This is a genomic window from Burkholderia pyrrocinia (genome assembly GCF_001028665.1).
Classification (GTDB): domain Bacteria; phylum Pseudomonadota; class Gammaproteobacteria; order Burkholderiales; family Burkholderiaceae; genus Burkholderia; species Burkholderia pyrrocinia.
In genome coordinates, this window is sequence record NZ_CP011503.1 from 2,218,923 (window position 1) to 2,233,718 (window position 14,796).

General features: G+C 67.1%; 15 protein-coding genes and 1 tRNA gene. 6 read left to right on the forward strand and 10 right to left on the reverse strand.

The window, feature by feature from the left end:
• The 6 genes from urtB to hemN form a co-directional block, all read right to left on the reverse strand.
• Nucleotides 1-1,620 (reverse strand): urea ABC transporter permease subunit UrtB, encoded by a 1,620-nt coding sequence (urtB, locus tag ABD05_RS10150; protein ID WP_047900005.1) that lies wholly within the window; start codon nt 1,618-1,620, stop codon nt 1-3.
• A gap of 142 nt (nt 1,621-1,762) precedes the next feature.
• Nucleotides 1,763-3,070, reverse strand: coding sequence for an urea ABC transporter substrate-binding protein (urtA, locus tag ABD05_RS10155; protein ID WP_047900006.1), 1,308 nt, complete (start codon nt 3,068-3,070; stop codon nt 1,763-1,765).
• A gap of 428 nt (nt 3,071-3,498) precedes the next feature.
• Complete coding sequence (locus ABD05_RS10160; protein ID WP_047900007.1) at nt 3,499-3,822, reverse strand: rhodanese-like domain-containing protein; 324 nt, start codon at nt 3,820-3,822, stop codon at nt 3,499-3,501.
• A 14-nt stretch (nt 3,823-3,836) separates the two neighbouring features.
• The gene (locus ABD05_RS10165) at nt 3,837-4,493 is read right to left on the reverse strand and encodes a protein-L-isoaspartate O-methyltransferase family protein (protein WP_047900008.1); all 657 of its coding nucleotides are present in this window, start codon (nt 4,491-4,493) and stop codon (nt 3,837-3,839) included.
• Between the two features lie 104 nt (nt 4,494-4,597).
• Nucleotides 4,598-4,855 carry a hypothetical protein gene (locus ABD05_RS10170; protein ID WP_047900009.1) on the reverse strand — a complete coding sequence of 86 codons (258 nt, stop codon included), beginning with the start codon at nt 4,853-4,855 and terminating at the stop codon, nt 4,598-4,600.
• 79 nt (nt 4,856-4,934) lie between these two features.
• Nucleotides 4,935-6,326 carry an oxygen-independent coproporphyrinogen III oxidase gene (gene hemN, locus ABD05_RS10175; RefSeq protein WP_047900010.1) on the reverse strand — a complete coding sequence of 464 codons (1,392 nt, stop codon included), beginning with the start codon at nt 6,324-6,326 and terminating at the stop codon, nt 4,935-4,937.
• Nucleotides 6,327-6,498: 172 nt separating this feature from the next.
• Here hemN and ABD05_RS10180 point away from each other — a divergent pair, with 172 nt between their 5' ends.
• The 3 genes from ABD05_RS10180 to ABD05_RS10190 all read left to right on the forward strand — a co-directional run bounded on the left by ABD05_RS10180 (nt 6,499) and on the right by ABD05_RS10190 (nt 8,451).
• Nucleotides 6,499-6,816, forward strand: coding sequence for a YkgJ family cysteine cluster protein (locus ABD05_RS10180; RefSeq protein WP_047900011.1), 318 nt, complete (start codon nt 6,499-6,501; stop codon nt 6,814-6,816).
• Between the two features lie 147 nt (nt 6,817-6,963).
• Nucleotides 6,964-7,545, forward strand: coding sequence for a DUF1439 domain-containing protein (locus tag ABD05_RS10185; protein ID WP_047900012.1), 582 nt, complete (start codon nt 6,964-6,966; stop codon nt 7,543-7,545).
• Nucleotides 7,546-7,620: 75 nt separating this feature from the next.
• A complete protein-coding gene (locus ABD05_RS10190; RefSeq protein ID WP_047900013.1) occupies nt 7,621-8,451 on the forward strand; it encodes an undecaprenyl-diphosphate phosphatase in 831 nt (276 codons plus the stop codon).
• A gap of 94 nt (nt 8,452-8,545) precedes the next feature.
• Here ABD05_RS10190 and trmB read toward each other — a convergent pair whose 3' ends face one another.
• Together trmB and ABD05_RS10200 are read right to left on the reverse strand one after the other, a co-directional pair.
• The gene (trmB, locus tag ABD05_RS10195; RefSeq protein WP_047900014.1) at nt 8,546-9,313 is read right to left on the reverse strand and encodes a tRNA (guanosine(46)-N7)-methyltransferase TrmB; all 768 of its coding nucleotides are present in this window, start codon (nt 9,311-9,313) and stop codon (nt 8,546-8,548) included.
• Nucleotides 9,314-9,445: 132 nt separating this feature from the next.
• Nucleotides 9,446-9,520, reverse strand: a tRNA-Gly gene (locus ABD05_RS10200).
• A 327-nt stretch (nt 9,521-9,847) separates the two neighbouring features.
• Between ABD05_RS10200 and ABD05_RS10205 the strand changes: the two genes are divergently transcribed.
• Nucleotides 9,848-10,192, forward strand: coding sequence for a cupin domain-containing protein (locus tag ABD05_RS10205; protein WP_047900015.1), 345 nt, complete (start codon nt 9,848-9,850; stop codon nt 10,190-10,192).
• A 234-nt stretch (nt 10,193-10,426) separates the two neighbouring features.
• On the forward strand, nt 10,427-11,587 hold the full coding sequence (locus tag ABD05_RS10210; RefSeq protein WP_047900016.1) for a mandelate racemase/muconate lactonizing enzyme family protein: 1,161 nt from the start codon (nt 10,427-10,429) through the stop codon (nt 11,585-11,587).
• 3 nt (nt 11,588-11,590) lie between these two features.
• Here the strand turns inward: ABD05_RS10210 and ABD05_RS10215 are convergent, their stop codons facing one another.
• Entirely contained in the window at nt 11,591-12,217 is a 627-nt protein-coding gene (locus tag ABD05_RS10215) for a LysE/ArgO family amino acid transporter (RefSeq protein ID WP_047900017.1), read from the reverse strand.
• Nucleotides 12,218-12,318: 101 nt separating this feature from the next.
• Nucleotides 12,319-13,248: a LysR substrate-binding domain-containing protein gene (locus ABD05_RS10220; RefSeq protein ID WP_047900018.1), complete on the reverse strand. Its 930-nt coding sequence runs from the start codon at nt 13,246-13,248 to the stop codon at nt 12,319-12,321.
• 170 nt (nt 13,249-13,418) lie between these two features.
• Between ABD05_RS10220 and ABD05_RS10225 the strand changes: the two genes are divergently transcribed.
• Nucleotides 13,419-14,741 (forward strand): MFS transporter, encoded by a 1,323-nt coding sequence (locus tag ABD05_RS10225; RefSeq protein WP_047900019.1) that lies wholly within the window; start codon nt 13,419-13,421, stop codon nt 14,739-14,741.
• The last annotated feature ends 55 nt before the right edge of the window (nt 14,742-14,796 follow it).

Consider the following 14,796-nt stretch of genomic DNA (forward strand, 5'->3'; position numbering starts at 1 on the left):
TCAAGCCTCCGCGCTGCGGCCCTTCGGGGCAAACATGCCCTGAGGACGTTTCTGGATGAACAGCACGATCATCACGAGCACCGCGATCTTCGCGAGCACGGCGCCCCAAAACGGCTCGATCGCCTTGCTCGCGAGGCCGAGCCCGAAGCCGCCGAGCACGGTGCCGGCGATCTGCCCGACGCCGCCGAGCACGACCGCCATGAACGAATCGATGATGTAGTTCTGGCCGAGATCGGGGCCCACGTTGCCGATCTGCGACAGCGCGCAACCGCCGAGGCCGGCGATGCCCGCGCCGAACGCGAACGCATACGCATCGACGCGCGCGGTCTTCACACCGACGCATGCGGCCATTCGGCGGTTCTGCGTGACCGCGCGCACGAACAGGCCGAGCCGCGTCTTCGTCAGCACGGCCCACGCGACAAACACCACCGCAAGCGCGAACGCGAGGATCGCGAGCCGGTTGTACGGCAGGATCAGGTTCTGCATCACCGTCACGCCGCCGCTCATCCACGACGGGTTCACGACCTGCACGTTCTGCGCGCCGAACAGCATGCGGGTTGCCTGGATCAGGATCAGGCTCACGCCGAACGTCGCGAGCAATGTCTCGAGCGGGCGGCCGTACAGGTGCCGCAGCACGAGCCGTTCGAGCACGATGCCGACGAGCGCGGCCGTCGCGAACGACGCGGGCACGGCGACGAGCGGATACCAGTCGAATGCGCCGGGTGCGTAGCGCTGGATCAGCGTCTGCACGACATAGGTTGCGTACGCACCGATCATCAGGAATTCGCCGTGCGCCATGTTGATCACGCCGATCAGCCCGTACGTGATCGCGAGGCCGAGCGCGGCGAGCAGCAGCACGCTGCCGAGCGACAGGCCGGCGAACAGCGTGCCGACGATCTCGCCGCGGCGCTGCAGCGAGTGCAATGCGTCGAGCCCTTGCTGCGCGGCATCGCGCACGCGCGCGTCGGGCTCGGCGTAGCTGCCGTCGGCGTTCTTCGCGACGAGCGGGCGCAGTTGTTCGATCATGTCGAGGTCGCGACGCGCGGCCACGACCTGCACGGCGTCGAGGCGTTTCGCCGGATCGGCATCGTGCAGCGCGGCGATCGCCCACAGTGCGTCGAGGCGACGCTTCAGTGCAGGATCGGTTTCCTTCGCGCGGGCACGGTCGATCATCGGCTTGAGCGCCGGGTCGGGCGACTTCAGCAGCGCATCGATCGCGTCGCGTCGCGCGGCGACATCGGGCGATGCGAGCGCGAGGCCCGACAGTGCGCCGGCGATCTTCGTGCGCAACAGGTTGTTCAGCATCACGGGCTGCGCGTCGCCGGCCGTCGTCGCGGCCTGCGTGAGCGCGTCGTGCGCGGTGTCGCCGGCCTGGATCAGCAGGCGGCCGTCGCCGGTCGCGAGCGCGTCGCCGGTCGACAGCGCGTTGAGCACGGCGACGGCGCGCGGATCGGCATCGGCGGCGAGCCGGTCGATCGCGGCCGTCTTCGCATCGAAGTCGTCGCCGGCAAGCGCGGCGGTATCGGCGGCCGTCAGTGCGAACGCGGCGCGCGGCAGCGCGCCCGCGAGGGCGGCGCACGCGACGATCGCGACGGCGGCTCGGCGAAAGCGAATTGGCATCGGGAAATCCTGTCGGGCGTGGGGAAGCGGATTCATGCGGCAAGGCGCCGGCGCGTGCGGTTCGTCACGGCAAGCGTGGCCGGCGCATCGGCACCTGCATGCGAGCGGCACGTCACGCCGAGGCGCGACGCGCCGCACCGCGTCAGGCCAGCGCCGCGCGCTGCCGGCGCAGGAACGCGGGGATCGACGAGACGATGTCCGGCTTGCCCTGGTTGCCCGCGATGAACGGGCTCCACGGCTGCGCGCGCACCGCGGTTTTCGTCTTCCATACGACGTTGAACTGCCCGTCGCCGCGGATCTCGCCGATCATCACCGGCTTGTGCAGGTGATGGTTGCCGTCCATCGCGAGCGTGAAGCCCGACGGCGCGGCGACGGTCTGGCCGATCATCGCGACGCGCACCTTGTCGACGTCGGTGCTCTTCGCCTTCTCGACGGCCTGCTTCCACATGTGGATCCCCACGTAGGTCGCTTCCATCGGGTCGTTGGTCACGCGCTTCGCGCCGCCCGGCAGGTTGTTCGCCTTCACCCATGCGGCGAACTGGTCCTTGAACTTCGTGTTGGTCGGGTTCTTCACCGACATGAAGTAGTTCCACGCGGCGAGGTGGCCGACGAGCGGCTTCGTGTCGATCCCGCGCAGTTCCTCCTCGCCGACCGAGAACGCGACGACCGGCACGTCGGTCGCCTTGATCCCCTGGTTGCCGAGCTCCTTGTAGAACGGCACGTTCGAGTCGCCGTTGATCGTCGAGATCACGGTCGTCTTGCCGCCCTGCGAGAAGGTCTTGATGTTCGCGACGATGGTCTGGTAATCGCTGTGACCGAACGGCGTGTAGACCTCCTGAATGTCCGCGTCCTTCACGCCCTTCGATTTCAGGAACGCGCGCAGGATCTTGTTGGTCGTGCGCGGATACACGTAGTCGGTGCCGAGCAGGAAGAAGCGCTTCGCGCCGCCGCCTTCCGCGCTCATCAGGTACTCGACGGCCGGAATCGCCTGCTGGTTCGGTGCGGCGCCCGTGTAGAACACGTTGCGCGACATTTCCTCGCCTTCGTACTGCACCGGGTAGTAGAGCAGCCCGTTCAGTTCCTCGAACACCGGCAGCACGGACTTGCGCGACACCGACGTCCAGCAGCCGAACACGCATGCGACCTTGTCCTGCGTGAGCAACTGGCGCGCCTTCTCCGCGAACAGCGGCCAGTTCGACGCGGGGTCGACCACCACGGGCTCGAGCTTGCGGCCCATCACGCCGCCGCTCTTGTTGATGTCGGCGATCGTCATCAGCGCGGTGTCCTTCAGCGACGTCTCCGAGATCGCCATCGTGCCCGACAGCGAGTGCAGGATGCCGACCTTGATCGGGCCGGTGCCCGCATCGGCCGCTTGCGCGAACGGGCTCTTGCCCGCCAGCGCGAGTGCGCCGGCCATCGAACCGAACTTCAACAGACTGCGACGTTTCATCTGTTTCCCCTTGACGTGTTGGATGTGCGTGCGCCGTGGCGGCGCCTGCCATCGGGTAACGCAAGGCATGTGCCAGTCGCGCGGATGCACGCCGGGCGTGCCTGCGCGGCGCGGTGCGGGGCGTTGCGGTGGTGCGGATGATGCGTCGTGCAGCACGCGCGGTCCGTTGCGGTGCAGGTTCGCGGGCGTAAATGGTGCACGGTCGTGGTTCACCGTTCCGGTGCCTGCTTGCGCTACCGGAAGGGCGCGATGGCGCGCGATGTGCGGGTTGTCGGGTTGTTCGCGCTCGTTGCCGATGCGGTCAAGGAAACGGAGCAGGGAGGGGAAAGAGAAACGGGCGCGCAGTGCGCGCCCGTTCGGCGAATCGTATGACCGGCGAAACCTTGCCGGTCACCGGCATGGCGGCGCGCGATGCGCTGCCGGAAAGGTCAGTAACGCGGCACGGACGGGTCGACGTCGCGCGACCACGCGTCGATTCCGCCCTGCAGGTTGTACAGCTTCGTGAAGCCGCGCGATTCGAGGAACATCGCGACCTGCGCGCTGCGCATCCCGTGATGGCACACGCAGACGATTTCCGCTTCGTCGTCGAGCTCTTCGCTGCGCGCGGGAATCTGCTGCATCGGGATCGACACGCTGCCGGCGATCTGCGCGGTCGCGATTTCCCACGGCTCGCGCACGTCCAGCACGATCGGCGCGGGGCGCGCCGTATCGCCGAGCCATTCCGCGAGCATTGCGGGCGTCAGGATCTGCATGGAGGCTCCGTTGCTCAGAACTTGAAGCGCGACGGCTCGATCGCGTTGACGAGGTGGTCGATGTAGGTTTCGAACACGTCGGCGACGCGGTACTGCTTGTCGTCGATGCGCGTGATGATCTGCGCCTTCATCACCGGACGGCCACCGACGAATGCCGACAGGCGGCCGCCGACCTTCAGCTGTTCGAGCATCTCCTGCGGCACGACGGGCAGGCCGCCCGCGACGCAGATCACGTCGTACGGCGCCTTGCCGGCCCAGCCGCGCGAACCGTCGCCGAGCACGACTTCCGCGTTGGTCACGCCGTCGTTGCGGAGGTTCTCTTCCGCGAACTTCGCGATTGCCGGATCGATCTCGACGGCCGTCACCTGCTGCGCGCGATGCGCGAACAGCGCGGCCAGGTAGCCCGAGCCCGCGCCGATCAGGAGCACGTTTTCATGCTTCTTGACCGTCAGCTCCTGCAGCACGCGCGCTTCGACGCGCGGGAACAGCATCTTGGTGCGGCCGCCGGGCAGCGGCAGTTCGAGGTCGGCGAACGCGAGATCGCGGTATTCGGCCGGAACGTAGTTTTCACGCTTGACGATCGACAGCAGGCCCAGGACGTCCAGATCCAGCACGTCCCACGGCCGGATCTGCTGTTCGATCATGTTGAAACGCGCGTTTTCGATATTCATGGTGTGGTCACGCAGCCTGGTCGGCCATCAGCGGGGGTAGATAAACTCCGCGATTGTACCAAACAGGGCGGCAATCAAGCCTTCAAGCGGCCTGCAACAGACCTTTACTCTTTGCTCTTCTTGATCTGCGCCTCGAATGCGAGGTCGAGCTTGCTCGCCTTGCGCGGCTTTTTGGGGCCGAATTCGTCGACGAACTTGACGAACTCGTCGAGCGGCAGCGGCTCGCAGCGCTTCTCGGCGGTGCCGCCCGAGCGGTCGACGAGATAGAACAGGCCGCCCGCCATCGCGACGGCCGCGAATTGCGGGTTGCCGGAGCGGGTCTTCAGGCGTTCGACCGCGTAGGTCGCTTTGGTGGTGCGCATCGTGCGGGTTCTGGCGGAGGGAAGCCTCACACTGTATCAAACCGGCCGACCGCGTGCGGCCGCTGGTTTGCGGCCGGTGCTAGACCGTGCGCGAGTAGCGCTGCCGCGACGTCTGGCCGAGATACGCGTCGAACGCCATCGCGATGTTGCGCACGACCATCCGGCCGGCCGGATGGATCGTCAGGCGGTCGCGCGCGATCGTCAGCAGCCCGTCGCGCTCGAACGGTCGCAGCGCGTCGAGCTCGCGCGCGAAATGATCGGCGAAACGGATGCCGTGCGCGGCCTCGACATGCGAGAACGGCAGTTCGAGGTTGCACATCAGTTGCGTGATCACGTCGCGGCGCAGCCGGTCGTCGGGCGTGAGCCGCACGCCGCGAGCGATCGGCAGCCGGCCCGCGTCGAGCGCGGCGCCGTACGCGGGCAGGTCCTTCGCGTTCTGCGCGTAGACGTCGCCGACCTTGCCGATCGACGACACGCCGAAACCGACGAGGTCGGTATCCGCGCGCGTGCTGTAGCCCTGGAAATTGCGCTGCAGCGTGCCGTTGCGCTGCGCGCGCACGAGCTCGTCGGACGGCCGCGCGAAGTGGTCCATCCCGATGTACACGTAGCCGGCCGACGTCAGCATGTCGATCGCGAGGCCGAGCAGCGCGACGCGCGTTTCGGGCGGCGGCAGCGTCGTTTCGTCGATCTGCCGCTGCATCTTGAACAGGTGCGGCATGTGCGCGTAGCCGAACACCGACAGCCGGTCGGGCGCGAGTTCGATGATCGTCTCGAGCGTGCGCGCGAACACGGCGACCGTCTGGTGCGGCAAGCCGTAGATCAGGTCGACGCTGACCGAATGGAAGCCCGTCGCGCGCGCGGCGCCGAGCAGGTCGGCCGTCATCGCGAGCGGCTGGATGCGGTTGATCGCCTGCTGCACGAGCGGATCGAAATCCTGCACGCCGAGGCTCAGCCGGTTGAAGCCGATCGTGCGCAGGTGGACGAGCGTCGCGGGCGTGACCGTGCGCGGATCGATCTCGATCGAGAACTCGGCGTCGGCATCCGGCGCGAGCGCGAAGTGCTCGCGGGTGGCCGCCATCAGCTCGGCCGTTTCGTCATCGGAAAGAAAGGTCGGCGTGCCTCCGCCCCAGTGCAGTTGCGTGACCGGGCGTGACGGATCGAACAGCGCGGCCTGCAGCGCCATCTCGCGCTTCAGCTGGTCGAGATACGGGCGCGCGCGGCGGCGGTTGTTGGTCGCGATCTTGTTGCAGCCGCAGTAGAAGCACGCTGTGTTGCAGAACGGGATGTGGAAGTACAGCGACAGCTCGCTCGACGACGCGCCGGGGTCGCTGGCCGCGCGCACGTAGTCGGCCGTGTCGAAATCGTCGCGAAACTGCAGCGCGGTTGGGTACGACGTATAGCGCGGCCCGTTCGCGCCGTATTTCGCGAGCAAATCGGGACGGAACATTGTGTCGGCAGAACCAGAGCTCATGACGGTCTCGCGCTTTTTAGATGCTTTCGAGTATATAAACGCGCGATTCGGCTGCATTGTGTAATAACGTCGCAGCCGGCGATGGCACAATGCGGGGTGGGCTGCCGGACGCCGCGTCCGGTTGCCGCACCGTTTTTTGTTGTTCGTTCGAGAGAGCCGAGTGTCCGTCGAAATGCCTGTCCGCCCGGCGCCCGCCGATATCCCGCCGCCGCATGCGTGCCGCGAGGGCTGCGGCGCGTGCTGCATCGCGCCGTCGATTTCCAGCCCGATTCCGGGCATGCCCGACGGCAAGCCGGCCGGCGTGCGCTGCGTGCAGCTCGGTGACGACCTGCGCTGCCGGATTTTCGGCCGACCCGAGCGTCCCGCGTGCTGTTCCGGGTTGCAGCCGTCCGCCGACATGTGCGGCGCGTCGCGCGACGACGCACTTGTGTGGCTCACGCGCCTCGAGGCCGCGACGCAGCCGTCGCCGCGTAGCGGCATGGTGCGGTAGCGGGTTGCCGGCCGCGTTTGGGGCCGGATACGGCAGAGGGAACCCGTAGCGCGCGCCGACGCACTAACGCCGGTCGGCTGTCCGGCATGGCCCGGCGCCGATCAACCGATCGCCGCTGCGCCCGATACAGGAAGGAGAGAGTTGAGCATGACCGCATCTTGCGCGCCCGGCCGGCGCCGTTTTCTCGCTGCAACCATTGGCGCCGTCGGCGTGTGTGTATCGCTCGCCGCCTGCGCGTCGACGTTCCCGTTCATCCCCGATCACTACACGTTCTCGCGCGGCGACGTGCAGAAAGCCGTCGCGCGCAAGTTCCCATACCAGAAGACGGTCGCGCAGGTCGTCGACGTGTCGCTCGCGAACCCGGCCGTCAACCTGCTGCCGGACCAGAACCGCGTCGCCGTACAGCTCGACGCGCATTTCGAGAGCCCGTTCCTGCGCGCGCCCGTCAGCGGCAAGTTCACCGTGTCGGGCCAGCTCGCGTATGACGCGCCGAGCCGCTCGGTCGTGCTGAAGGCGCCGGCCGTCGACAGCCTCGTGCTCGACGGCGACGCGCAGATGTACGGGCAACAGGTCGGCGCGGCCGCCGGCCTGCTCGCGACGCAGTTGCTGACCAACTATCCGATCTATACGTTCAAGCCCGAACAACTGCAATTTGCCGGGGTGAACTACGAACCCGGTACAATTACGATTCTTACAAACGGCATACGCGTGGCGATCGTCGAAAAATGACGACGAACCGCGCGGCCGAGCGGGCCGCGCGGCAACCTGGCCCTTCCTTTCGACCATTTCGGAGTTGGGCCACGGATGGACTGGATCCTGATCTGCAAGGCATTGATCCTCGGCGTCGTCGAGGGGCTGACGGAATTCCTGCCGGTGTCGAGCACCGGCCACCTGATCGTCGCGGGCAGCTTCCTGAGTTTCAACGATTCGCACGCGAAAACCTTCGACGTCGTGATCCAGTTCGGCGCGATCCTCGCGGTCTGCTGGGAGTACCGGCAACGGATCGCGTCCATCGTGTCCGGGCTGCCGAGCCGGCCCGACGCGCGGCGTTTCACGCTGAACGTCGTGATCGCGACGATTCCCGCGATCGCGCTTGGCCTCCTGTTCGAGAAGAAGATCAAGGCCGTGCTGTTCTCGCCGGTGCCCGTTGCATTCGCCCTCGTCGTGGGCGGCGCGATCATCCTGTGGGCCGAGGCGAGGCAGCGCGAGCGCAGCGAGCCGCCGCGCGTGATGTCGGTCGACGCGCTGACGCCGCTCGATGCACTGAAGGTCGGCATCGCGCAATGCTTCGCGCTGGTACCCGGTATGTCGCGGTCGGGCTCGACGATCATCGGCGGGATGCTGTTCGGCCTCGACCGGCGCGTCGCCACCGAATTCTCGTTCTTCCTCGCGATCCCGATCATCTTCGGCGCGACGCTCTACGAAACCGTCAAGGACTGGCAGGCATTCACTGTCGATTCGCTCGGCCTGTTCGCCCTCGGGCTCGTCGCGGCGTTCGTCAGCGCGTTCGTGTGCGTGCGCTGGCTGCTGCGCTACGTTGCGACGCACGATTTCACGGTGTTCGCGTGGTACCGGATCGCGTTCGGGCTGTTCGTGTTGCTGGTGGGTTACAGCGGGTGGCTGAACTGGGCGTGAGGTTGGCACGGGGCCGATGCGCCGCTCCATGAAAAAATCCCGACCGGCGCGTGACGTCGGTCGGGATTTTTTTATTCCGCGCGGGGCGGGGCGCTTAGCCTGCGCGCTTGCGGAACACCAGATCCCACACGCCGTGGCCGAGCCGCAGCCCGCGCCGTTCGAACTTCGTCACCGGGCGGTAGTCGGGGCGCGGCGCATAGTCGGCAGCCGTGTTTTCGAGCGTCGGCTCCGCGCCGAGCACTTCCAGCATCTGTTCCGCGTAGTTCTGCCAGTCGGTCGCGCAGTGAATGTACGCACCGGGCTTCAGGCGCGACGCGAGATGCGCGACGAGCGGCGGCTGGATCAGCCGGCGCTTGTGGTGGCGCGCCTTGTGCCACGGGTCGGGGAAGAAGATGTGCACGCCGTCGAGGCTTTCCGGCGCGAGCATGTGCTCGAGCACTTCGACCGCGTCGTGCTGGATGATGCGGATGTTCGGCAGGTCCTGTTCGCCGATCAGCTTCAGCAGCGCGCCGACGCCCGGCTCGTGCACCTCGACGCCGAGGAAGTCGTCGCCGGGGCGGTTCGCCGCGATTTCCGCGGTCGATGCGCCCATCCCGAAGCCGATCTCGAGGATGCGCGGCGCGCTGCGGCCGAACACTGCATTCCAGTCGGGCATCTCCGGCGCATACGGGACGACGAAGCGCGGGCCGAGTTCGTCGAGCGCGCGGCGCTGGCCGGTCGACACGCGGCCGGCGCGCGTGACGAAGCTGCGGATGCGGCGGTGGTGCAGCGGATTGACTTCGTCGGCGCCGTCGGCAGTTTCGTCGGGAATGGCGTCGTCGTGCGGCGGCAGGCCGGCTTCGTTCGGATCGTCGTGCATCATCGGTACAGAGAAAGGCTTTGTTGCGGGCGAGGGCCCGTTGCGCGCAGCAGTGCGCCGGGGAACCGGCACATGGTACAAAAAAGCCGCCTTCGACGAGGCGGCTTTTGCGCAGGCTGCGATGCAGCCGGAAAGTGGAGCGGGCGATGGGAATCGAACCCACGTCATCAGCTTGGGAAGCTGAGGTAATGGCCATTATACGACGCCCGCAGAACGCGCAATTCTACAGGGTTTGACGTGGGGATGGCAAGCGGGCGGTTTGGGGTGGTGGCAGCGAAACTGGCATGGCTTGGATCGTGGGGCGGTGGCGTCGCCGAGAATGGTCGTCAAAGATCGGCCTAAAACGGTCCGTCAGCGCAATTTGCGCGATTGGTTGAATCCGCAAATGGCTGGAGCCAATCCGCCCGAGCCAGGGGGCAACGCGCTTGCAGGCGAGTCGGTGTCGAAAATTGACGAGTCGGTGTCGGAAGCATACAAGCCCCGTTAGCGCTTCCGAACTAACGTGACGGACCACTTACCCGTTCGTTTGGAGCTGACATGTCCGATTTCATCACCGTTTTGCGCGAAACCTGCCCGACTCCGGTCCTTGACGCGACCAAGTGGAAGCGCATCGGCGGCGATCCGCACACCGTGAACCTCAACGCTTACGTCTCCAAGGACGGCAGCAAGATCATGGGCACCTGGATCTGCACCCCGGGCAAGTTCGAGGTGAATTACGAGAAATGGGAGTTCTGCCACTTCCTCGACGGCTACTGCATCATCACGCCGGAAGGCGAGGAGTCGGTGCACCTGAAAGCCGGCGACGTGTTCGTGATTGAACCCGGCATGAAAGGGACCTGGGAAGTGGTGGAGACGGTGCGCAAGTACTTCGTCTTCGCCTGAACGGGCCTGTAGATTCGACCACGCATATCGTCGTCGTCCGGATACCTTCCCGGTTCGCGGCTTCTATCATCGCGGCCCTTGCATGTTGCAAGGGCCCATACATCAAAAACAAGACGACGCCCGCGGAACGCCTGCAACCGGCCGCGCCAGCGCTTATGATGCAGCGGTCTGCTTATCGTTCCGGCCGCACCGCTTGAACCATCGCATGCGCCGGACGCCCACCGGAACCCGACCATGCGCATCACCGCCATCCGCGAGCAAGCGATCCCCGTCTCTCGTTATGCCGACCCGTCCATTCCATCCGGCGGCCTGACGACGAGTGTCGTCGCGGTCATCACCGACGTCGTGCGCGACGGCCGCCCCGTGACGGGTTATGGCTACGCATCGGTCGGCCGTTTCGCGCAGGGCGGACTGATCCGCGAACGGTTCGCGCCGCGCCTGCTGGCTGCGGCCGATACACTCGCCGACGAAGCCGGCACCAACCTCGACCCGTTCCGCGCCTGGCGCGCGATGATGGCCGGCGAAAAGCCCGGCGGACACGGCGAACGATGCGTGGCAGTCGGCACGCTCGACATGGCGATCTGGGACGCCGCCGCGAAGATCGCCAACCTGCCGCTCCATCGCTTTCTCGCCGACCGGCTCGCTCGCACGGCAGCACCACGCGTGCGCGTGTACGCGGGCGGCGGCTATCGCTATCCGCATGATGATCTCGCGCGGCTGTCGGACGAGATGCGCCGCATCGCCGATCTCGGCTACACGCACGCGAAGATCAAGATCGGCGGCGCGGATCTCGACCAGGACAGGCGACGCATCGAAGCCGCCGCCGCGCGCCTCGCCGACAGTTCGCATCTGGCGGTCGACGCGATGAACACGTACGACGCGACGACCGTGCAAGGCGCCGCGACGATGCTCGCGCCGTTCGACCTCTGGTGGTTCGAGGACATCTGCGACCCGCTCGATCTGCCGCTGCAGGCGGACGTTGCCGCGCGATATGCTTCGCCTATTGCGGCCGGTGAAGCATTGTTCTCGCTCGCGGAAGCGAAGCTGCTCGACCGCTACGGCGGCCTGCGCAGCGACCGCGATGTGCTCGTGTTCGATCCGGTGCATTGCTACGGGCTGCCGGGCTATCTGCAGATCGTCGACCACTTCGTGTCGCGCGGCTGGCGGCGCGACGCGTTCTGGCCGCATGGCGGCCACCTGTTCTCGCTGCACGTCGTTGCCGCGCTCGGGCTCGGCGGCGCGGAAGTCAATCCGTTCGCGTTCCATCCGTTCAGTGGACTCGCCGATGGCGAAACCGTCGACGCGGGCTACGCACAGGTACCGCAGGCACCGGGCATCGGCTTCGAACTGCATGCCGACGCGCACGACGCGTTTCGCACGGTATCGGGCCGCTGACGCCTAAATCGCGTCGATCGCGAAACGTACCGCGAAGCCGAGCATCACCACTGCGACGAAAAAATCGAGCACACGCCACGCGAGCACGCGAGCGAACCATGCACGGCACGCGCGCGCGCCATAGGCGAGCATCAGGAACCACGCGAGCGAAGCCGTCGTCGCGCCGATCGCGAACGGCGCGCGTGCGGCGGGCGTGTGGCTCACGATCACGGTGCCGAGCAGCAGCACGGTGTCGATCCACGCAGATGGATTGAGCAGCGAGACGGCGGCGGTCGCGAGCAGCGTGCGCGACCACGTGGGTTCGCTGCCTGCGCGTGAACCGTCGACGTGCTCTGGCCGTCGCCGCCGGATCGCCGAGCGCAGCGCGAGCAGGCCATAACTGGCGAGATACGCGACGCCGGCCCACAGCGCGGCCGACACCACACCGGGATGCCGCGACAGCATCGCCGACAAACCATGCGCGCCGAGTGCGATCAGCAGCGCGTCGCTGCCTGCGCAGACAACGGCAATGGAGACCAGATGGGGGCTCGAGATCGAGCGCTTGATGACGAAGGCGTCCTTGGGGCCGACCGGCGTGAACAGGCCGGCGCCAAGCAGCAGGCCTTCGATGAAGTCAGAGGTGTCGAGCACGAGCGGGCCGACAACCTCTTAGGCTGAACCGGTGATGGTTACGATGGGAGCAACGTCAAGGGGCGCCGGAGGACGTTGTCAATGCCCCTGCGCCGCGCCGGTCACGCGCGGTCGGCATTCTCCGACGCCCACTCCGGCCGCTGCCCGAGCATGTCGAACAGCCGCACGATTTCGGCCTTCACCTTCTGCACCGCATTGCTGACGAGCGCCGTATCGTGCCAGCACAGCGACAGGTCGCGCGCGAACAGCCGGTGCGCGACCGTCGACAGCTTGAGCTTGCGTTCCTCGATCTCGACGTGCGCGGCCGTCCACGGCAGGATCGTCACGCCGAGCTGCGCCATCACGGCCGCGAACAGCAGCCCGGTCGAGCTCGCCTCGAAGCTGATCTCGTACGACAGCCCGGCCTCGCGCATCGCCCAGTCGACGCGGTTGCGGATCGTGTTCGGCGCGCTCGGCAGCACGAGCGGCATCCGCGCGATCGCGTCGAGCGGCACGGGATCGTCCGGCACATGAAACCCGGGCCATGTGATCAGGTACAGCGTTTCCGTCAGCAGCCGGTGGATCGCGATGCCGCGCGTGTCGACCGCGTCGACGACGATCGCGAGATCGAGCCGTGCGCGTTCGAGCAGCGTGTCGAGATCGGCGCTCGGCGCCTCGATCAGCTCCAGCATGATGCCCGGATAACGGTCGCGCACCGCGCGTGCGAGCGGAATCGCCAGCATGCGCGCGGTGCTCGACGGCATCCCGACCGTCACGCGGCCCTGCGGCGTATCGGCGTCGCGGCGCAGCAGCTCGCGCGTGCCGTCGGCCTGGCGCAGCAGCTCGAGCGCGTGCTGGTACAGCGTGCGACCGGCGGCGGTCGGCGCGACGCCGCGCACGCTCCGTTCGAGCAACTGCATCCCGAGATCCTGTTCGAGATTGCGCATCTGCTGGCTCACCGCGGGTTGCGCGACATGCAGCGCCTCGCTCGCATGCGTGACGTTGCCGCATTCGACGACCTTCACGAAATAGCGCAACTGTCTCAAGTCCATCGCCGCCGTCTCCCGATTCAAGCCATAAGCCAATCCGATCGATCGAGATGAATATCATATTTTTCGGCGATCGAAGGTGTTTCTATACTCGTCTCACAAAAGAGCCAGCCTGCCGGCCATCCCGGACCGGACGCGGCAACAGTGCCGGCCGCGCCGGCAAGGAGACGAAGATGTTCAAGGCGATCGACGCGCCGGCGGCCGGCGCGAAGCCGCGGCGCACGCCGCTCACGCGCGAGCAGGTCAAGGGCTTCTGGGCCGTGTACGCGGGCTGGGTGCTCGACGGCGTGGATTCGGTGATCTACGCGCTCGTGCTGATTCCCGCACTGACCGAACTGCTGCCGGCATCCGGCATCGCGGCGACGCCCGCGAATCTCGGCTTGTACGGCTCGATCCTGTTCGCGCTGTTTCTGATCGGCTGGGGGCTGTCGTTCGTCTGGGGGCCGCTCGCCGACCGCTTCGGCCGCGTGCGCACGCTCGCCGCGAGCATCCTGATCTATTCGGTGTTCACCGGCGCGGCCGCGTTCGTGCACGACGTGTGGGCGCTGGCCGCGTGCCGGCTGATCGCCGGGATCGGCGTCGGCGGCGAATGGGCGCTCGCGGGCACCTACGTCGCCGAGAGCTGGCCGGAAGACCGCCGCAAGATGGGCGCCGGCTACCTGCAGACGGGTTACTACTTCGGCTTCTTCATCGCGGCCTGCCTGAACTACACGATCGGCGCGACCTACGGCTGGCGCGCGATGTTCCTGTGCGGGCTGGCCCCCGCACTGCTCGCGGTGTTCACCGTGATGCGCGTGAAGGAACCGGGGCAGTGGCGCCGGCACGACGCGCGCGATGGCGACGTGGCCGACGCGCGGCGCGTGCATCCGCTGCGCGAGATCTTCGCACCGGCATTCCTGCGCCGCACGCTGACGAGCGCGAGCCTCGTCGGCGTCGCGATCGTCGGGCTATGGGCGGGCTCGGTCTACGAGGCGAGCGCGGTCAGTACGCTGGCGGCGCGCGCGGGCATCGATCACATCGGCGCGCTGCGGCTTGCGTCGGTCGGCGCGGCGATCCTGTCGTGCGCGACGATCGCCGGCTGCCTGGCCGCGCCGTGGCTGTCGGAGCGGCTCGGCCGGCGCGTGGCGCTCGGCGTCTATTTCGCGGGCATGGCCGGCGCGATCGTGTTCGCGTTCGGCTGGGCGTTCTACCAGCCGAACGGGCTCACGGCGTTCATGGTGTCGCTCGCGTTCCTCGGTTTCTTCGGCGGCAATTTCGCGATCTTCTCGCTGTGGCTGCCCGAGCAGTATCCGACGCGCGTGCGGGCGACCGCGTTCGCATTCAACGCGTCGGTCGGCCGCTTCATCGGCGCGGGCGTGAACTTCCTGCTCGGCGCGGCGATTCACGGCTACGGGTCGCTCGGTGTACCGGTCGCATGGACCGCGGCCGTGTTCGTGGTCGGCATCCTGATCCTGCCGTTCGCGGTCGAAACGCGCCACCAGACACTGCCCGAATGAGCGGCGCGCCGCGATCGTTCGGAAATACGCAACAGCAACATTCAGTCATCAATAT